Raw genomic sequence first — 19,130 nt, 5'->3', positions numbered from 1 at the left:
AGAATGATTATTAAAGTTGCACAAAGTGCTGGATTTTGCTTTGGTGTTCAAAGAGCAGTAGAAGGTGTTTTGGCATGGGCAAAAGCAAATAAGGGAAAATCTATAAAGGTGTATGGAATGTTAATACATAATAGCTATGTTATAGATAAATTGAAAGATTTAGGTGTAGAAGTTATAGAGGATATTGAGCAAATTGGGAGGGAAGATATAGTTTTTATACGTTCTCACGGTGTTTCAATGGAGGAGTATGCCGAGATTGAAAAAAGGGCAGAGAAAGTTTATGATTTTACATGCCCGTATGTTAAAAAGATTCACGAAATAGTAAAGGAACATTCAGAAAACGGGTATGACATAATTGTTGTTGGAGATATGAATCATCCAGAAGTAAAAGGAATTGTTGGTCATGTTAGCAATAATAGAAAATGTTTTGTTGTAGATAGCATTGAAAAAGTAAAAGAAGCAATTAATCAAATTGAAGGCAAAGCTGCAGTTGTCTGTCAGACCACATTTGACAGTAAAAAATGGAGCGATATAAGAGAGTTTTTGGAGACTCATACAAATTATAAAGTATTTGACACAATATGCAAGGCAACAATAAACAGGCAAAAGGAAGCTCAAGAACTTGCAAAGCATGTGGACATGATGTTGGTGGTCGGTGATAAGAAAAGTTCTAATACCAACAAGTTGTATCAGCTTCTGAAGGAGATAAAACCTACATTTTTTATTGACAAGGTTGAAGATTTAGATTCAATAAAATTAGATAGCCATATAAAGAGCATTGGAGTGACAGCAGGTGCTTCCACTTCTCCTGAACAGATTGAAGAGGTGGTAAAACATCTGGAAGAGAAGTTCAATGAAATGAGTCTGAAAGATTTTGAGAGGTTTATCGGTAGAAACTTTTTGACAGTGCAAAGAGGTGAGGTTGTAAAAGGCAGGATAATAAAAGTTGAGGAAGATTATGTGCTTGTTGATATTGGTTACAAAGCAGAGGGTATAATTTACAAGGATGAAGTCATCAAGAATGGAAATGTAAATTTGAAGGACCTGTTTAAGATAGGCGAGACAATCGAAGCGGTAGTGATAAAAGAGTCAGATGAAGAAGGAAATGTGGTTTTATCAAAATATCGGGCAGATGTGCTTCATGGTTTTGAAGAGCTGCTTTCGAAGTATGAAAATAAAGAATCTGTAAGAGTGGTTGTAAAGTCAATTAAAGAAAAAAGCATTGTTTGTGACTTTAGAGGGACAAATGTGTATGTGCCAATTTCTCAGTGGGGTGAAGACCTTCAAACTTCGGATATAGGAAAGATATTTGAAATAGAAATTACAGATGTCAACAAAGAAAAAAAGATAGCTTTTGGTAGTCGGAAATCTTTGCTAAAACAAAAAGAAGAGGAGAGATTTATTAAACAGATAGAATCTTTGGATTTTTCCAGAGAATATGAAGGCATTATTGCTGAGATAAAACAAAAAGGCATTGTGGTAAATTTTGAGAACCTGCGCGGTTTTGTACCTGCAAGTGAAGTTGGATATTTGAAAAAAGGTGCAGACCTTAAAAAATTATTTGAAATTGGCGAGAAAGTCAAGGTGAAGATTCTTGATATAGACAAGAATAAAAAACAGATTTATCTTAGCATAAAAAAGACTCAAGATGATGAGTGGATAAAAAAGATTAAAAACTTGTATTTGGGAATGCTTGTAGACTGTGAAGTGACAAAGGTGTTACCTTTTGGACTTGTTGTGTGGATCACAGAACATGATGTTGATGGTTTTGTTCACATTTCAAATATTCCACTTGGATACAACCAAAGACCACATAACGTATATAAAGTTGGAGATAGCTTGAGAGCAAAGGTTATAGAGATTGATGAAGAAAAGCGAAGGGTTGCGTTGTCTTTAAAAGATTTGCACGAAGAAGAAAACATAGATACTGAGCATAACGAAGACTTTGTGATAACACTCGCTGATTTTGTGAAGAATATAAAGTTAGAACAATAAATTTAATGTTTTAAGAGCCTATGAAGATTTCATTTTCTATCTTGAAAAACAAACCCGTCCTTAATTTAGATAATAAGATAACAGGAAAAGTAGAAGACATGTTACTCAGAGATGACAAGGTGATTGGGTTTAAGGTACGAGTAAAAAACTCATTTAAAATACCATCGTGCGCATATGTGCCGACAGAGGACATTGAGTCTATAAACAATCAACTTTTGATTGTCCGCAGCATTCATACTTCCATTGACAGCTTTCCATTTTTAAGAGCACAAGAAATTTTTTTGAAAGAAGTGATAGATGAAAATGGGTTTTTAATTGGGATTGTAATTGACATAGTATTTGATTCTGACAACTTTAAAATAACAGAATATCAGGTTTCAGAGAGTATTTGGAGTTATATAAAAAATAAAAAAATAATATTGAGCCCTGAGGAAATAATATTAAGAGAAAATAAAATATTAAGCTGAGGTGTGAAATCTTGAAAAGAATTTCTGCAAAACATGTATTGATAGGAAGCATAGTAGGCGGGATTATATCTGCCATGCTGTCCCAGACATCTCCAAGGAGCATGAAAAATAAACTTTTAAAAAGAATGATTGCTAAAAAGCTGATGACTATGGTAAATAAGCTTTTGCGATAGGGAAGGTTTTCTTCCCTCTTTTTTAATATCTTATCAAGGTCTTAAATAATTTTTAATTTGAGGTGTTAAAAGTGCACATAATAAATTTGGTGAAAAGATATTTTACAGACATATTGTTCATAGCTCTAATTGCAATTGTTATCTATTTTTTTGCTAATATGAAGGCATTCTGGCCGATTCTGATTCCGTTTTTGATTGCACTATTTTTATCATATCTCTTAAAACCCTGGGTAGATTTTTTAGAAAAAAAGGTTCGCTCAAGAGATATTTCAATCCTGATTTCTTTTGCAATAATCTTTGGTATCACTATTATGGTCTTTGTATATTTTATTCCTTTATTTGTTAGCGAAACTAAGCAGCTTATCCAAAACGTTCCTGAACATATAGCACTCATTCAAAAGTGGTTTTTTGAGATTGATTCTAAACTTTTGAATAAGCTAAACATTGATATTAAAGAAATACTAAACGCTAATTCCATCAATATCGAAGGAATTTCCAAACAAACATTATCAATATTTTTAAACATTGTAAAGAGTATTTCCTCTAACATTTTGTATTATCTTCTTATTCCTATTATATCTTTTTATATCCTGAGGGATTGGAAAAGGTTAGTCATGTGGATAAAATGGTTATTACCCGAGAAATACAGAAAAGAAGGGCTTTATATCTTTGCTGATATAAATAGGGTTCTTCATCAGTATATTCGAGGACAGCTTCTTGACGCCTTTATAGTTGGACTGCTCAGCTTTGTAGGATTTTCCCTGCTTTCTGTAAGATACGCAGCTCTTTTGGGTGTAATAACTGGTATTGGCAATTTGATTCCCTATTTTGGACCAATATTTAGCAGTATTCCAGCAGTGATAATAGCTCTTTCTGACTCCTACATAAAGGCTATATTGGTTGTAATTTTTTTAGTCCTACTTCAGCAAGTTGACAGTTTTATCATATCCCCACGAGTTATTGGTTCAAAAGTCGGGCTTCATCCTCTTACCATAATTATAGTTATAATCTTAGCAAACAAAATATTCGGGTTTGTTGCAATGTTCTTTGCCATTCCTATTGCTGCAGTAATAAAAATTATATTTATTAACATCATGAAAAGGATAAAATCTGAGAAGATTGAGTGAATATTGTTGACTTTGTAATTTGGCTTTAATAAAATTTTGATTGTATTGAAAAATTATAAAAACTACCTTCTAAAAAATACCAAAAGGAAAGGCTGATTGAAAGATGTACATGTCTACAGACGAGATAAGAGAAAAGTTTCTCCAGTTTTTTGAATCAAAAGGACATTTGAGGCTGCCAAGTTTTTCACTTATTCCTAAAAATGACAAAAGTCTTCTTCTGATAAACGCTGGTATGGCACCACTAAAACCATATTTTTTGGGAATTGAAGAACCTCCTCGCCGAAGGATTACCACATGCCAAAAATGCATAAGAACACCAGATATCGACAGAGTGGGTAAAACAGCAAGACATGCAACCTTTTTTGAGATGCTGGGCAATTTTTCGTTCGGTGATTATTTCAAGAGAGAAGCTATTATCTGGGCGTGGGAGTTTGTTACAGAGGTTTTGAAACTTCCAAGAGAGAGGTTATGGGTTACAATATATGAGGAAGACGATGAGGCATTTGAAATTTGGCACAAAGAGGTAGGCTTAGAACCAGATAGAATCAAAAGAATGGGTAAAGAGGATAACTTCTGGGAAATAGGAACAGGACCTTGCGGACCATGTTCTGAGATATACTTTGATAGAGGCGAGGAAAAGGGTTGTGGCAAGCCCACTTGTGGTATCGGATGTGATTGTGACAGATTTGTTGAGTTCTGGAATCTTGTTTTTACTCAGTTTGACAAGGATGAAAATGGTGTATACCACAAGTTGAAAAATCCAAACATTGACACAGGTATGGGTCTTGAGAGAATTGCAGCAATTATGCAAGAGGTTGATTCTCTTTTTGACATTGATATAGTGAAGGCTATTCGTGACAAGGTATGTGAAGTCACAAGCTATGAGTACGGAAAAGATGCAGAAAAAGATGTATCGGTTCGTGTCATCACAGACCATATTCGCGGCACAGTGTTCATGATTGGTGATGGTATTTTGCCTTCAAACGAAGGAAGAGGGTATGTTTTGAGAAGGCTTATAAGGCGTGCTGCACGACATGGTAGGATGCTTGGTAAAAAAGAAGCGTTCTTGCACCTTATTGTAGACACGGTTGTAGAGTCTTACAAAAATCCGTATCCAGAACTTGTTCAAAAAGCTGAGTATATAAAGAAAGTGCTCTATAACGAGGAAAGCAGGTTCAATCAGACAATTGATGTTGGGCTTGAGATACTTGAAAGTGAGATTGAGAAGCTTAAGAAGAACAAGGAAACCATTTTAAATGGTGAAATTGTATTTAAGATGTATGACACTTACGGATTTCCTCTTGACCTCACAAAAGAGATAGCTGCAGAAAAGGGGATTATTGTTGACCAAGAGAGATTTGATGAGCTTATGCAGCAGCAAAAGGAAAGGGCAAGAGCTGCTCAAAAAGAACTTGAAAATGCTGGGTGGAAGGATATAAACATTGTCATTGATGAGGACATTGAAACAATTTTTGTTGGTTATGATACTTTAAAACAAGAGGCGAAGATACTAAAGATTTTTCTGGACAATGAAGAGACAGCATATGCAAAAGAGGATGATGTGTGTTTTGTTATCTTAGACAAAACTCCTTTTTATGCAGAAAGTGGTGGACAAGTTGCAGATAAGGGCATTTTAGAAGGTGAAGGAGTTTTAGCAGAGGTTTTAGATGTCAAGAAAGGACCAAGGGGAACAATTCTTCATAAGGTAAAGGTTTTAAAAGGTGAGATATCTGTTTTGTCAAGTGTAGTTGCTAAAGTAGACGAAGAGCTGAGACTTGCAACAATGAAGAATCATACAGCAACACATCTTTTACACAGTGCACTAAGGAAAATATTGGGGCAACACGCACAACAAAGTGGTTCGCAGGTTAGCCCTGACAGACTCAGATTTGACTTTGCTCATTATGAACCGTTATCCGAGGAGCAAATAATTGAAATTGAAAAGATGGTCAATAACGTTATTCAACAGGCTATCCCTGTTGAAAAAATTGTAACAGATTTGGACAGTGCCTTGAGGATGGGTGCAACTGCTCTGTTTGACGAGAAGTATTCAAATGTGGTAAGAGTTATAAAAATAGGCGATTTTAGTATGGAACTGTGCGGTGGAACACATGTCGATAACACAGGCCAGATAGGAATGTTCAAGATAATATCTGAGTCGAGTGTAGCTGCAGGTGTTAGAAGAATTGAGGCAATTACTGGAAACAAGGTCTATGAGTTTATTCTAAATACCCAGCAGACGTTAAAACAGTTAAGAAGCAAAGTGAAAGCCAGCACTGATTCTGAGATAATATCGAAGATAGAACAGCTTGAAAACAAAATAAAAAACCTTGAAAACGAGGTAGAAAAATATAAACTTTTGGTTGTTGAAAATGAACTTTCATCGCTTTACAGCAAAGCGGTTGATTATGGTGAGTTCAAGCTGATTGTAAACAGAAAAAAGACAGACGATATGGACTATGTAAAACTTCTTACTGACAAGATTAAAGAAAGAGATTCAAAAGCAATTGTGCTCAATATCATACAGCAGGGTAGCAAGGTTACAATACTGATGTCATGTTCGAAAGAGGCAGTTAAAAAGGGAGTTGATTGTGGAAAAGTGGTAAAAGAAGTATGCTCAGTACTTGGTGGAAAAGGTGGTGGAAGACCAGATTTTGCCCAAGGCGGTGGAAATGATGTATTGAAGATAGACATGGCATTGCAGACAGCTGAGAATATTTTGAAAGATATATTAAAGGGGAGTGCTTGAAAATGAGTGAATGTATCTTTTGCAAAATCTTAAATAAGGAGATTCAATCTGAGATTGTGTATGAGGACGAGCTTGTTTGTGCTTTTAAAGACATAAATCCCACTGCACCCGTACACATCCTTATAGTTCCTAAGACACACATAGAAAATTTAAATGCTGTCCAGCAGCAACACAAAGAACTCATAGGTCATGTATTTGTTGTAGCAAAAGAATTGGCAAAAAAGTTTGGAATTGACGAGAAAGGATACAGAATTGTGGTAAACTGTGGAGCTGATGGGGGCCAGACTGTTAACCACTTGCACTTTCACTTGCTTGGCGGCAGAAAATTTTCCTGGCCAGCTGGTTAAATAAACAATTTGCTTTGGCCATGATAAAGGAGTATGGTTTTGCAAATGGTAGTTGGAATTTTTGTAAATTTTCAGAAAGAACGCAGTAGCGAAATCTTAGAAAATATTGTATCAATTTTTAACAACAACAGAGTTAATTGGCTACTGGTAAATGAAGAGAACAAAAAAGCAAAAAATTTTGACCTCCTTATCACAATAGGAGGAGATGGTACACTTCTGAATGTGGTTGAAAAGGCTTCTATAGAAGCCACACCAGTCCTTGCCATTAACTGTGGAAGGCTGGGGTATCTTACCGAAGAGGTAGGAGATGATATTGAAAAGGCAATTTTCAATCTGTTAAAGAAAGAGTATTTTATTGAAGAGAGACACATTGTTGAAGCAAAGGTAAAAGAGAAGGTTTTCTTTGCGCTGAACGATGTGTGTATTGTCAGAAATACTTTTAACATAGTGGACCTGTGTCTTTACATTGACGGTGTGTTTGCCCAGGAGTATAGAAGTGACGGTATCATAGTAGCAACAGCTACTGGGTCGACTGCATATTCACTTTCAGCAGGCGGACCTATAGTTGAGCCACAGCTGGGGGTGATTTTAGTCACCCCTATTTGTCCTCATTCTTTGAGTTCAAGAAGTCTTGTACTAGGCAGCACAAGAACAATAAAAGTGGAAAATTCATCTTCTGAAAATGTTCAGGTAGTAGTAGATGGCAGATTGGTGGATGAGCTTGCGCCAGAAGAATTTGTTGAATGTAAGATTTCTCAACACAAGTTAAAACTTATAAGGCTTAAGCAAAGGAACTTTTATGAAATTCTAAGAGAAAAAATAAAAGAGTAATAGCAAAGGATAGAGGTGAAATTTTGCTATGAAATCTGAAAGACAACAGAAGATTTTAGAAATAATTCAAAATGAAGATATAGAAACACAGGAAGAGCTTGTTGAAAGACTCAAGGCACTTGGATATGATGTGACACAGGCTACAGTCTCAAGAGATATAAAAGAGCTAAGACTTACCAAGGTTTTGACTGAAACGGGGAAGTACAAATATGCAGTTTTATCAGGTCCAGAAGCAAATATTACTGAAAAGCTTATCAAGGTCTTTTCTGAGTCAATAGTCAAATACGACACTGCTGATAACCTGGTTATTATAAAGACAATTACAGGTGCTGCACAGGGTGCTGCTGCTGCCATTGATTCTCTGAGCTGGCCCGAGGTTGTGGGAACAATTGCAGGTGATGATACCATTTTCATAGCAACTAAAGGCAGTGCAGCAGCTGATAAGATAGTTGAGAGGATAAAAGCTATCATAAGCCAAGGTGAGTAGATATCATGTTAAAAAGATTATTAATCGAAAACATTGCTATAATTGATAGACTTGACATTGAGTTTGACAAAGGTCTGACTATACTGACGGGTGAGACTGGTGCCGGCAAGTCTATTATCATTGACTCTTTATCCTTGCTTTTGGGAACAAAATTTAAAAAAGAGATTATAAGAACAGGATGTTCAAAGGCCTGCGTGTCTGCAATTTTTGAAATTGAAAAAAAGAGTACTCTTGATGCACTGATTCAAATGGGAATTTCTCTTGAAGATAATTTTTTGCTTGTTAGCCGTGAAGTGTACAGCAGTGGTAAAAACATCTGCAGGGTTAACAATCAGTTTGTATTGCTCTCAACATTAAGAGAAATAACCAAGCACATCTTTGAAATTCATGGGCAGAATGAGACTCATCTTCTAAACGATAAAAGGATTCAACTTTTGTACATAGATAGGTTCTGTGGGAAAGAACTTGAAGAGTTAAAAGCTGAGTATAAGGATTTGTACCGTGACTATCAAGAGAAGAAAAGGCTTTATGAACAGATAATAACAAAAGAAGAGGAACGGGAAAGACAACTTGATTTATTAAACTACCAAATAAATGAAATTGAAAGCGTAAACCCTCAAATAGCTGAAGATACAGAACTTGAAAAAAGAAAAGAGATTATTCAAAACAGCTGGAAACTCAAGCACAACAGTGAAAAAATGCTTGATACTATCAATAATACAATTATAGACTCTCTTGAGATGTGTATCAGACTTGCTAACGAAAATTCAAGGTTTGACAAGGAATTTGAGGCAATATCTGAAAGACTGAACAACGTGTATTATGAAATCGAGGACATCTCATTTTCTATATCCAAAAAAAGCCAGAGCTACGAAGTGAATAAAGATGAGATAGAACAAATAGTGGACAGACTTGATAAAATAAACAGATTAAAGAAAAAATATGGCAGCACAATTGAAAAGATACTGGAGTACAGAAAAAATTTGTTAGAAGAGAGGGAACAAATTAAGAGTAGTAGCGAACAAGCTCTTGAACTAAAAGAGTATTTGAGCAAAACTAAAGAAAGACTTGAGGAAATTTCTAAGAAGATGTCGGATATCAGGCGGAGAAAATCTGAGGAGTTTGAAAAAAAGGTATTAGAGATACTTTCCCAGCTTGAAATGAAGAATGTAAGTTTTTATGTTAATTTTCTGGAAAGAGAGCTTTACGAAGAGGGAATTGACGAAGTAGAATTTTTGATATCAACAAATGTTGGTCAGCAGCTAAAGCCACTTTATACAATTGCTTCTGGTGGGGAACTTTCGAGAATAATGCTTGCAATAAAATCTATTGTGGCAGAAAAAGACGATATAGAGCTGATTATCTTTGATGAGATAGATAGCGGACTGAGTGGAGTTGTTGCCAACAGACTTGCAAAACTTTTAAAAGAACTTTCCAAGAAACACCAAATTATATGTATTACACATCTGCCCCAGGTTGCTGCTGCCGCAGATACTCACTATTATGTATATAAAGAAGTTAAGGAGAACTCTACAATTTCTAATATTAAAAAGCTTGAAGGAAACGAGCAGCTAAGAGAGATTGCCAGGATGTTTTCTGGAGAAAATGTCACAGAAAGTTCTCTTCTTCATGCAAAGCAGTTAAAATCTCAGTTTGTTTGAAGTATTCAAGAATATTTTAAGAAGGTGGTGGAGAGGATAACTTATTAGAAATTTTAAATTGACAGGTGTTAAACAGGTGAAAAAACTGGCAGGTGGACTTTTTCTTTTTTATATTCTAATTACCACCTTTTTTGTCATCTATCTTTACATTACTCCTGATTGTCTTACTTGTTACAGCTCAGACAAAGCTATTACCATCAAAACTCCTATTTTTGTTAATGTTAATCTAAGTCCTTCGAATGTTCAAAACAGCACGCAAATAAAATTTCTTTACAGAACAAACAAGATTTATATCCCAAAGAAGGTTTCTTCAGTTTTATGCGAGCTAAAAATTGGTTCAATACCACTCAAAAAGGTAAAAATCTCTATTCTTGAATCAAACAAGGTCTGGGTTTCTGGGAAATTTGTAGGAATCAAGTTTATGACAGACGGAATACTTGTTATAGGGTATTCTTACGTAAATAATGGTAGTAATTCAACTTCACGAGTTCCTGCAAAAGAAGCAGGTATCCAAATAGGTGATAAGATTGTATATGTAAATGGGCAGAAGGTAAAAGACTGCAGTCAGCTTTTTAAAATCATAAACTCATCAGGAGGCAAGTTCTTAGTTTTTGTAATTAAAAGAGGGCAAACCTATAAACAGTTCAAAGTAAAACCACTTCTGAGTAGTGAAGGTGTGTACAAAATAGGACTGTGGGTCAGGGACGGCACAAGCGGCATTGGAACAGTTACATTTGTAGATACCAAAAGAAAGGTATTTGGTGCTCTTGGCCATGGCATATCAGACATAGACACAGGTATTCTCCTGGATGTGAAAGAGGGACAAATTTATTCAGCCGAAATAGTTGATATAAGAAAAAACGATAAAAGTGAGATTGGCGAAGTTGTAGGCAAAATCAATGAAAACTGCGCAGTTGGAGATGTGGTTATTAATACTCCATACGGGATTTATGGTAAAATAATTCAAAGTAGTTTTTGGAATAGCCTTCAAAGCATGGAGATTGCCCGACTTCAGGATATTCACGTAGGTAGTGCATATATTTTAAGCGAGGTTTCAGGGAATGTTGAAAGGTTTGAAATAAAAATAGAAAGAATTCTGCCTCTTTACAGAAATTCGACAAAAGCATTTGTTATAAGGATTACTGATAAAAGACTTCTTCAGCTCACATCTGGAATTGTTCAAGGAATGAGCGGCTCTCCAATTATCCAGGATAACAAACTTGTAGGAGCTGTTACTCATGTATTTTTGAAGGAACCAGAAAGAGGATACGGTGTTTTTATTGATAATATGCTAAACATCACAAAATATATTAAATAAATTTATTAAAAAATACTAAAAGGAAGTTTCGGTTAGCTGTTGAATTTTTATGTATATAACACATCAAAAAGAGGGAGATATATGGAAAAATTAAAGGTAGTAATTGCAGATGATAACAGACAATTTAACATGCTTTTAACAGAAGTTTTCAATTCCCAGCCAGATTTTTTGGTGGTTGGCAATTCGTATGACGGTGTTGAAACCTTGAAAGTTGTTGAAGAAAAGAAACCAGACCTTTTGATGCTGGATATCATAATGCCATACCTTGATGGAATTGGTGTAATAGAAAATCTCTCAAGTGTAGAAAAACGCCCAAACATAATTGTCATCTCTGCAGTTGGCCAGGAAAATATTTCACAAAAAGCAATTAATATGGGAGCTCTTTACTACTTTGTTAAACCCTTTGATTTGAATATTATGATAGAAAGGGTGAGACAGCTTTTATTCAGCACATCTTCAAAGTCAGAGACTGTAGATGTAAATTTCTCAAAATCTGTTGAGAAAAAACCTGTGAGCGAAGTGGACTTAGAAGCCGAGGTCACAGAAATTCTCAAAGAGGTTGGAATCCCTGCGCATGTAAGAGGGTATCAGTTTTTGAGAGATGCAATTGTTGCAGCAACTATGGATGCGGACCTCTTAAATGGTATCACAAAGGTTTTGTATCCTATGATTGCAGAGAAGTACAACACAACACCAACCAGAGTGGAAAGAGCAATAAGACATGCAATAGAGATTTCATCAACAAGGGGCAAGGCAGACACACTTTATAAATATTTCGGGTATTCCACGTCACAGGATAAAGGAAAGCCTACTAACGCTGAATTTATAGCCATGATAAGCGACAAGTTAAGACTCAAGATAAAGAAGTCTTCCCAAGCAAAATAAACGAGGATTTAAAACAGGATAATTTACATACACTTTTAATATGGAGCAACAATTTGATGTGAAAGCTTAAGTTTATGAAAAAAGGATTAATATATTCAGCAATCATCCTGACAGTGGGGTCACTTTTTGCAAAGTTTGTTGGTGTGTTTTTAAAACTTCCTCTTATAAATATCGTTGGCGATTATGGGATAGGGTTGTATCAGCTGCCTTATCCCATTTATACTACCGTTTTGACTTTCACAATGACTGGTTTTTCACTCGCAGTTTCAAAACAGATTTCCTCCTCTCATGCAGAAAAAGATTACAGGGCTTGTAAACTCACATTTTACACAGGTTTGATTGTTATAACAGCTATTTCTTTTATATTTTCGCTTGCATATGTGCTTTTATCTAAAAAGATTATAGAAATCTTCAAGTGGCCACAAGAGGCTTATATTCCATACTTGTCGTTAGCACCTGCACTTTTTCTTGTCTCTGTGCAAGCGTCGTACAGAGGGTATTTTAACGGTGTTAAAAAGATGTACATTACATCAATCTCCCAGATAATAGAGTCGGTGGGACGAGTTTGTTTTGGACTTTTGATATGCATTTTGCTCTTAAAAAAAGGGGTTCACTTTTCGGTTGCAGGGGCACTTGCAGGAAGCAATTTAGGCGCTTTATTTTCTTTAATCTATCTTGTTTTTGCTTTGCAAAAAGATGAGATTATAAATAGTACCAAAAATAATGCCGAAAATAAAGAAGTATACCGTGATATAATCTTAGAATCTAAAAATATTCTTTTGCTTACTATTTATTTTTCACTGTCGTCGCTTTTGATGTCAGTAATATCAATTGTTGACTCTTTGCTTTTTCCATATTTCATGCATATGAGAGGGTATCAGGATAGAATAATCTCACAGCTTTTTGGAATATTTTCAGGCAAGGCAATGACTCTTATACATGTGCCACTTACATTCAGTGTGTCAATGGCTGTGAGCATAGTTTCATATGTTGTGGCTGCTAAACAGCAAAAAGAAAAAAGAGAGCTCATTTGCACTGCTTTTGAGTACATCATTCTTGTGACATTGCCTTGTTGTGCAGCATTTTATTTTTTCTCTGATACCATATTCAAAATTGTATTTTTCAACGCTACTACAGGAGATAGCGTGCTAAAAATCTCTGCTTTTCTTACCATCTTAATCTCTCTTGTTCAGTTTACAACGTCGGTGCTGCAAGCAACTGGACATTTTATAGCACCTGTAAAAAGTATCCTAACAGGTGTGATTATAAAGATTATATGCATGTTTGTGTTTATCGTGATATACAATCTAAACATATCAGGGCTTGTCTTAGCTAATATCATGTGTTACTTTGTGGTGTTTGTGATAAACTTAGATAAGTTAAAATCCTTTGATTTTGCCCATTTTAATATGTTAAAGATGTTTTATATTGTCCTTTCAAGTGCTATAATGGTTATTGTAGGCAGAGCAATACTTAACATTCTCAAAACCTCTGTCTTTATCGAAGGTGTAGTTATGATAACTTGTTGTGCATGTGTATATTTTATGTGTGCCTTTATGTTCGGTATATTGAAGGTTTCAACAATAAAAGAATTTATCATTGAGGTGAAAAGGAAATGAAGATAGGAATAATTGGCTGTGGAAACATGGCAAGTTCAATCGCACATTCAATAAAACAATCTATTGAAGCTCAACTTTTTTGCTATGACATAGACATTGACAAGGCTAATAGGTTTTCCCAAGTTTATGGTGCCACCAAGATGAATAGTGAAATTGAGACTGTAGAAAGCAGCAGCATAATCATAATTGCTGTAAAGCCAAAAGACATCTTTGATGTGCTTGAGAAAATAAAAGATGGCATCTCTGAAAAGATAATAGTTTCTATTGCAGCGGGGATTTCGATTTCAAAAATTAAAGAGGTTGTAGGGGACAAAAAGATAGTGCGAGTAATGCCGAATATAAATATAAGCGTACAGAAAGGCGTTATGGGAATATGTTTTTCTGAAACAGTAGCAGCTGATGAGAAAGAGAAGATACTCAATCTTTTCAAAAGTATGGGTGAGGTTATAGCTACTGATGAAAAACATATGGATGCAATAACAGCTTTGTTTGGAAGTGGTCCAGCATTTGTTGCACACTTTATTGAAAGCTGCGTAGATGCAGCAGTCAAACTCGGATTTTCAAGACAAGAAAGTTTAAAACTGATCTTGGCATTGTTTGAAGGTACTGTTGTTAACATGAAAAATAATATGTTAACTACACAGCAGATAAAGGATATGGTAACATCTCCTGGAGGTACAACAATTGAAGGGCTTGTGGAGTTTGAAAGAAGAGCGGTAAAAGGGGCAATAATAGATGGAATACTCAAGGCGTTTGAAAGAGCCAAAAATATATTGTAGGTGTTAAAGTGATGAAAGAAGTGACAATTTACACCGACGGTGCTTGCAGCGGAAATCCTGGACCAGGCGGATGGTGTGCTATACTCATATACAAAGGAATCAGGAAGGTGTTAAAAGGCTTTGAAAGGTATACAACCAATAACAGAATGGAGCTCAAAGCGGTTGTGGAAGCTCTAAAGGCGTTGAAGGAACCGTGCAAAGTAATAATCTATTCAGACTCTGCTTATATTGTAAATGCTGTCAATCAAAATTGGATAGAAAAATGGCAGAAAAATGGATGGAAGACATCTGAAAAGGAAGAGGTCAAAAACATTGATTTGTGGAATGAACTTATAGAACTTCTGAAAATTCACAAAGTAACTTTTGAGAAAGTTAAGGGTCACGCTGACAATGAACTTAACAATCTTTGTGATAGAATTGCAAGAAGTATGATAAAAGGGGAGCAATAAGACAAAGTGTTTGAAATAAAAAAAGGGATTGTGACAAGAAAGATAAATACCACAGGGTTTTGCCAGTATGTTGAAGTAAAATATCAAGACGGCGATGTAGGTATAGCTATAAACTTTTTAGATATAAATCACGAGGTAAAAGAGGGACAAGAGGTTTTAGTGAACACCACAGCAAGAGTGCTTCAGCTTGGGACTGGCGGATATGATTATATTTTGCCTTTTAAGGCTTTTAAAAATTTGTCAAAAGGTCATATAATGAAGCTCAGATACACACCACTGCAATTTTCTGTGCTAACAGAAGAAGAAAAAAATCCTGACCTTTTTGATAAAGTCCCAAATTTTAATGATATAATTGTTATTGTATGTGAGCTTCACAGCATGCTTTTGCCTCTATGTATTTACCTTAAAGAAAAAGTAAAAGGAATAAATATTTCTGTTATATTAAATGACTGGGGAATGTTAAATGCAAAGCTTTCGCACAACTTAGAGTTTTTAAAGAAAAACAAATTTGTGGACTACATAATAACATGCCAGGAAGCGTTCAATGGTGAATTTGAATGTATAAACGAAATAAATTCTCTTACTTTTTCCCAAAACTTGGGATGTGATGTTGCTATAATTTCTCCCCTGCCCGGAATTGTGGGAACAGGGACAAAGTTTGGATTTACAAGTTACAAGGCTGTACATGTTATTGAGGATGTAGTTAGGTTTGGCGGTAGAGTAGTGTTTCCTGTGAGAGTATCGAAAAATGAAAAAAGACAGCGGCACAGATTTATAAGTCATCATTCTCTTACAATATTAAATTATGTCAATTGTTCTGTAGAAATTCCGATTTTTGATTTTGAGGATAAAATATTTTTTGCAAAAATATATAAGACATTAAACAATTACCGTGCAAAGCATACTGTAGCTGTGGTAAACGAAATAGATAAAATGATAGTTGAAAAATATAAATCAATCATGAGCACAATGGGGAGAAGTTATGAGCAAGATTGTGAATACTTTTTGGAACTTTTTGCTACAGCTGAATATGTCTCGACAAAACTTAAAAGGAGATGAATATTAAAGATGGATTTTTATGAAAAGACCATAGACTCTACATTGATATATGACGGTTCATTTATATCATTAAAAGTGGACAAGGTTTTACTTCCAAACGGCAATATCTCTCAGCGTGCTATTGTACTTCACTCTGGTGCAGCTGTAGTTGTTCCTGTCGATGATGAGAACAACGTCATCTTTGTAAAACAGTTTCGAAAACCAATTGAAAAGGTAATAATAGAACTTCCTGCAGGCAAACTTGACAAAGATGAAAATCCACTTGAATGTGCCAAAAGAGAGCTTGAAGAAGAAACAGGTTATAAAGCAAGAGAATTAATAAAACTTACCGAGATTTATACAACGCCAGGATTTTCAAACGAAGTGATACATGTGTACCTTGCAACAGGCCTTTACAAAGGAGAGGCTCATACAGATGCTGACGAGTTTGTTGAAGTACTAAAAATTAAGATGACTGATGCTATTTTGATGGTCAAAAAAGGTGAGATTAGGGATGCAAAGACAATAATAGGACTTCTTCTTGCAAATATGTATTTGCAGGAGCAAGGCTTGAAGAAATGAGGGTATATGCCGATTTGCACGTGCACATTGGATTTTCTAATGGAAGGTATATAAAGGTACCTTCTTCAAAAACCCTTACACTGGAGAATATTATAAAAACAGCAAAAGATGAAAAAGGACTTAATGTGATTAGTATTGTCGATTTTTTATGCAAGGATGTAATTGATGAAACTGATAAGCTATTAGATAAAGGAAAGCTTGAATTGAAAGATGGAAGCTTGTATTCTGAAGGGCTTTTGATAATACCTGCAGCCGAGATTGAATTGAGGTTTTGTTCAAATGATTTTCACTGTCTTATCTTTTTCGAAGATTATGAAAAGTTAAAAGACTTCAGAAAAATAATTAAAACCTACTTTAATCAAATTGATTTTAGCTGCCCGGTTTTCAGAGGCCAAATTAGCGATTTTGAAAGGATTGTATCATCTTTTGGACTTTTAGCTGTGCCTGCACATGCATTTACACCATATAAAGGTTTTTATTCAGCAGCACAAAGAGTTGAGGAGGTTTTTAAGAAGATAGAGGTTTTTTCAATAGAGCTTGGTCTTTCTGCAGACTCAAAAATGGTAAGTTATCTTTGCGATGTCCAAAAAAGGAGTCTGCTTTCTAACTCAGACGCACATTCACTAAAAAATATTGCAAGAGAGTTTAATGAAGTTGAGATTGAATATGTTTCTGCAAAGGATGTTATAAAAAGTATAAAGGAAAATAGAATAGTGGCAAACTATGGTGTGAACCCAAAACTAGGGAAATATCATAAATCGTATTGTAAAGAATGTAACAGTTCATTTAATTTAAAAAGCCAAGATTTAATATTATGTCCATTTTGCAAAAGTAATGACATTGTAATTGGTGTTGAGGACAGGATTTCGTGGCTTTACAAGACAGAAAATCCTGTTGAAAAACCGCCTTATTTTTACACTTTCCCTTTTGAACTTGTACAGGGATTTGGACAAAAAACAATCCAAAAAATAATCGATGTTTTTGAAAATGAAATAAATTTTATTAAATCTCTAAATAATGGTACTTTTAAGAATTATAACATTGATGAAAATATAGCTCAAAAACTTGTAAGATTTATGAATCAAGACTACACTGTTAAATTTGGTGCTGGCGGACATTTTGGAAGAATTATATTTGAATAAACTGGGTGATGACTTATGGTTGACAAAGAGACGCTTAAAAAAAATATTGAGGATGTAATGGAAAGAATTGAAAGAGCTTGCATTAAAGCTGGTAGAAAACCAGGTGAGGTAAGCCTGCTTGGTGCAACCAAAGGAGTAGATGTCGAGACTATAAAGCTTGCAAACCAGTTTGGTCTAAAGATTTTTGGTGAGAACAGGGTACAAGAATTTTTGCCAAAGTTTCAAGAACTTCCTTATCTTGAATGGCATTTTATAGGAAGGCTTCAAACAAACAAGATTAAATACATTTACGATAAAATAAGTCTCATTCATTCAATTGACAGCCCTCAGCAAATTGATGAACTTGAAAAAAGATGTGCAAAAGCAGGAAAAATGTGCAGTGTACTTATAGAAATAAACATAGGTGGTGAAGAGTCAAAGGGCGGAATAAATCCAGAAAAAGTAGACCATTTGATTGAAAAAATCAGAAATTGTCCACATATCATTCTCAAGGGTTTTATGACAATACCTCCAATCGAAGATGATGAGATGAAATTAAGAGGGTACTTTAGAAAGATGAAAGAAATCTTTGAAAAATATAAGAAATTAAATTATAATAATGTTAACATTGAAGTGCTGTCGATGGGTATGAGTGGTGACTTTGAGGTGGCAATAGAAGAAGGTGCCACCTTGGTTAGAATAGGAACTAAAATCTTTGGGGAAAGACCAAAAAAATAATAAGGGAGGTTTTTTGGTCATGTTTGATAACCTTCAAAGAAAATTTTTAAACCTTATTGGCATTGAGATTGAAGAGGAGGACAAGCCTCAGGACATTTCAAAAACAAAAGAGGAAAACGCAAAACCAAAGCATGAAACGCCAAAGGTAGTGACAATAGGAAAAGCAAACCAGACAGAAGTTACAGTGTACAATCTCAAACTCTTTGATGAGGTTGTTAAAGTTTGCGATGCTCTGAGAGAAAACAAGATAGTTGTTTTCAATTTAGAACAAGTAGCAGAGGAGCATATACAAAGAATAATCGATTTTGTAAGCGGGGCTGTTTATGTTCTGGATGCCAAGATTCATAAGGTGAGCAAAAAGATATTTGTTGTTGTTCCAAGAAGTATTGATTTAGAGGTTGATGAACAGCTCAAAGAAGAGTTCAGGTCGAAAGGTGTATTTGCCTGGTTGAAGTAATCAAGACAAAATTTTTGGGGGAGTTTTATGATAAGATTTTTATTTGGACTTGCAGACAAGGCAATTTCGATTGTTGAATTTTGTATAATAGTTGATGCAATCTTATCGTGGGTGATAGTTGACCCATACAACAAATACAGGAGGATATTAGGTACTATTGTAAATCCTATCCTTGACCCTGTGAGGAGGGTAGCTTCGCGATACATTCGGATAGGTTTTATTGACTTTTCTCCTATGATTGCTATAATTCTTTTAGAAGTTTTAAGATGGCTTTTGCGACTACTTCTCATAATATTGATATAAAAAA

Annotated in this window: 20 protein-coding genes; all 20 read left to right on the top strand. The window is 35.0% G+C overall.

The genetic code is table 11. The features are described 5' to 3' along the window. The first annotated feature begins 3 nt into the window (after positions 1–3). The 20 genes from ispH (at position 4) to CALHY_RS07015 (ending at position 19,126) form a co-directional block, all read left to right on the top strand. The gene (gene ispH / locus CALHY_RS07105) at positions 4–1,995 is read left to right on the top strand and encodes a 4-hydroxy-3-methylbut-2-enyl diphosphate reductase (protein ID WP_013403290.1); all 1,992 of its coding nucleotides are present in this window, start codon (positions 4–6) and stop codon (positions 1,993–1,995) included. A 20-nt stretch (positions 1,996–2,015) separates the two neighbouring features. Then, the gene (locus CALHY_RS07100; RefSeq protein ID WP_013403289.1) at positions 2,016–2,462 is read left to right on the top strand and encodes a PRC-barrel domain-containing protein; all 447 of its coding nucleotides are present in this window, start codon (positions 2,016–2,018) and stop codon (positions 2,460–2,462) included. Between the two features lie 11 nt (positions 2,463–2,473). Continuing rightward, positions 2,474–2,635, top strand: coding sequence for a hypothetical protein (locus CALHY_RS13750; RefSeq protein WP_013403288.1), 162 nt, complete (start codon positions 2,474–2,476; stop codon positions 2,633–2,635). Positions 2,636–2,706: 71 nt separating this feature from the next. Then, positions 2,707–3,762: an AI-2E family transporter gene (locus CALHY_RS07095; protein WP_013403287.1), complete on the top strand. Its 1,056-nt coding sequence runs from the start codon at positions 2,707–2,709 to the stop codon at positions 3,760–3,762. A gap of 103 nt (positions 3,763–3,865) precedes the next feature. Continuing rightward, the gene (gene alaS, locus CALHY_RS07090) at positions 3,866–6,511 is read left to right on the top strand and encodes an alanine--tRNA ligase (RefSeq protein WP_013403286.1); all 2,646 of its coding nucleotides are present in this window, start codon (positions 3,866–3,868) and stop codon (positions 6,509–6,511) included. 2 nt (positions 6,512–6,513) lie between these two features. After that, a complete protein-coding gene (locus CALHY_RS07085) occupies positions 6,514–6,858 on the top strand; it encodes a histidine triad nucleotide-binding protein (RefSeq protein ID WP_013403285.1) in 345 nt (114 codons plus the stop codon). A gap of 45 nt (positions 6,859–6,903) precedes the next feature. Beyond that, a complete protein-coding gene (locus CALHY_RS07080; RefSeq protein WP_013403284.1) occupies positions 6,904–7,689 on the top strand; it encodes an NAD(+)/NADH kinase in 786 nt (261 codons plus the stop codon). A gap of 28 nt (positions 7,690–7,717) precedes the next feature. Further along, on the top strand, positions 7,718–8,176 hold the full coding sequence (locus CALHY_RS07075) for an arginine repressor (RefSeq protein ID WP_013403283.1): 459 nt from the start codon (positions 7,718–7,720) through the stop codon (positions 8,174–8,176). A 5-nt stretch (positions 8,177–8,181) separates the two neighbouring features. Beyond that, entirely contained in the window at positions 8,182–9,837 is a 1,656-nt protein-coding gene (gene recN, locus CALHY_RS07070) for a DNA repair protein RecN (RefSeq protein ID WP_013403282.1), read from the top strand. Between the two features lie 76 nt (positions 9,838–9,913). Next, positions 9,914–11,155: a SpoIVB peptidase gene (gene spoIVB / locus CALHY_RS07065; protein ID WP_013403281.1), complete on the top strand. Its 1,242-nt coding sequence runs from the start codon at positions 9,914–9,916 to the stop codon at positions 11,153–11,155. Between the two features lie 81 nt (positions 11,156–11,236). After that, complete coding sequence (spo0A, locus tag CALHY_RS07060) at positions 11,237–12,040, top strand: sporulation transcription factor Spo0A (protein ID WP_013403280.1); 804 nt, start codon at positions 11,237–11,239, stop codon at positions 12,038–12,040. Positions 12,041–12,114: 74 nt separating this feature from the next. Continuing rightward, a complete protein-coding gene (locus tag CALHY_RS07055; RefSeq protein ID WP_013403279.1) occupies positions 12,115–13,659 on the top strand; it encodes a putative polysaccharide biosynthesis protein in 1,545 nt (514 codons plus the stop codon). Beyond that, the gene (gene proC / locus CALHY_RS07050; protein ID WP_013403278.1) at positions 13,656–14,438 is read left to right on the top strand and encodes a pyrroline-5-carboxylate reductase; all 783 of its coding nucleotides are present in this window, start codon (positions 13,656–13,658) and stop codon (positions 14,436–14,438) included. Before CALHY_RS07055 ends, proC begins: the two co-directional genes overlap by 4 nt. 11 nt (positions 14,439–14,449) lie before the next feature. Beyond that, entirely contained in the window at positions 14,450–14,887 is a 438-nt protein-coding gene (gene rnhA / locus CALHY_RS07045; protein WP_013403277.1) for a ribonuclease HI, read from the top strand. Positions 14,888–14,893: 6 nt separating this feature from the next. Next, a complete protein-coding gene (locus CALHY_RS07040) occupies positions 14,894–15,946 on the top strand; it encodes a DUF3866 family protein (protein WP_013403276.1) in 1,053 nt (350 codons plus the stop codon). Between the two features lie 9 nt (positions 15,947–15,955). After that, a complete protein-coding gene (locus CALHY_RS07035; RefSeq protein WP_013403275.1) occupies positions 15,956–16,507 on the top strand; it encodes an NUDIX domain-containing protein in 552 nt (183 codons plus the stop codon). Continuing rightward, complete coding sequence (locus CALHY_RS07030; RefSeq protein ID WP_013403274.1) at positions 16,504–17,649, top strand: endonuclease Q family protein; 1,146 nt, start codon at positions 16,504–16,506, stop codon at positions 17,647–17,649. Before CALHY_RS07035 ends, CALHY_RS07030 begins: the two co-directional genes overlap by 4 nt. Before the next feature lie 15 nt (positions 17,650–17,664). Then, a complete protein-coding gene (locus CALHY_RS07025; protein ID WP_013403273.1) occupies positions 17,665–18,366 on the top strand; it encodes a YggS family pyridoxal phosphate-dependent enzyme in 702 nt (233 codons plus the stop codon). Between the two features lie 19 nt (positions 18,367–18,385). Next, a complete protein-coding gene (locus CALHY_RS07020) occupies positions 18,386–18,823 on the top strand; it encodes a cell division protein SepF (protein ID WP_013403272.1) in 438 nt (145 codons plus the stop codon). Between the two features lie 27 nt (positions 18,824–18,850). Continuing rightward, complete coding sequence (locus CALHY_RS07015) at positions 18,851–19,126, top strand: YggT family protein (protein WP_013403271.1); 276 nt, start codon at positions 18,851–18,853, stop codon at positions 19,124–19,126. The last annotated feature ends 4 nt before the right edge of the window (positions 19,127–19,130 follow it).

The organism is Caldicellulosiruptor hydrothermalis 108 (assembly GCF_000166355.1).
In the GTDB taxonomy this organism is placed as follows: domain Bacteria; phylum Bacillota; class Thermoanaerobacteria; order Caldicellulosiruptorales; family Caldicellulosiruptoraceae; genus Caldicellulosiruptor; species Caldicellulosiruptor hydrothermalis.
The sequence above is the reverse complement of the archived record's forward strand: the minus strand, read 5'-3'. Positions and strand labels throughout refer to the sequence as shown.

Bases quoted from the DNA above. Each gene is read 5' to 3' on its own strand.
- CALHY_RS07085 (WP_013403285.1), top strand. From the start codon at position 6,514: ATGAGTGAATGTATCTTTTGCAAAATCTTAAATAAGGAGATTCAATCT.
- CALHY_RS07015 (WP_013403271.1), top strand. From the start codon at position 18,851: ATGATAAGATTTTTATTTGGACTTGCAGACAAGGCAATTTCGATTGTT.
- spo0A (WP_013403280.1), top strand. From the start codon at position 11,237: ATGGAAAAATTAAAGGTAGTAATTGCAGATGATAACAGACAATTTAAC.
- CALHY_RS07055 (WP_013403279.1), top strand. From the start codon at position 12,115: ATGAAAAAAGGATTAATATATTCAGCAATCATCCTGACAGTGGGGTCA.
- CALHY_RS07080 (WP_013403284.1), top strand. From the start codon at position 6,904: ATGGTAGTTGGAATTTTTGTAAATTTTCAGAAAGAACGCAGTAGCGAA.
- ispH (WP_013403290.1), top strand. From the start codon at position 4: ATGATTATTAAAGTTGCACAAAGTGCTGGATTTTGCTTTGGTGTTCAA.
- proC (WP_013403278.1), top strand. From the start codon at position 13,656: ATGAAGATAGGAATAATTGGCTGTGGAAACATGGCAAGTTCAATCGCA.
- rnhA (WP_013403277.1), top strand. From the start codon at position 14,450: ATGAAAGAAGTGACAATTTACACCGACGGTGCTTGCAGCGGAAATCCT.
- CALHY_RS07020 (WP_013403272.1), top strand. From the start codon at position 18,386: ATGTTTGATAACCTTCAAAGAAAATTTTTAAACCTTATTGGCATTGAG.
- CALHY_RS07075 (WP_013403283.1), top strand. From the start codon at position 7,718: ATGAAATCTGAAAGACAACAGAAGATTTTAGAAATAATTCAAAATGAA.
- recN (WP_013403282.1), top strand. From the start codon at position 8,182: ATGTTAAAAAGATTATTAATCGAAAACATTGCTATAATTGATAGACTT.
- alaS (WP_013403286.1), top strand. From the start codon at position 3,866: ATGTACATGTCTACAGACGAGATAAGAGAAAAGTTTCTCCAGTTTTTT.
- CALHY_RS07030 (WP_013403274.1), top strand. From the start codon at position 16,504: ATGAGGGTATATGCCGATTTGCACGTGCACATTGGATTTTCTAATGGA.
- CALHY_RS07025 (WP_013403273.1), top strand. From the start codon at position 17,665: ATGGTTGACAAAGAGACGCTTAAAAAAAATATTGAGGATGTAATGGAA.
- CALHY_RS07035 (WP_013403275.1), top strand. From the start codon at position 15,956: ATGGATTTTTATGAAAAGACCATAGACTCTACATTGATATATGACGGT.
- CALHY_RS07100 (WP_013403289.1), top strand. From the start codon at position 2,016: ATGAAGATTTCATTTTCTATCTTGAAAAACAAACCCGTCCTTAATTTA.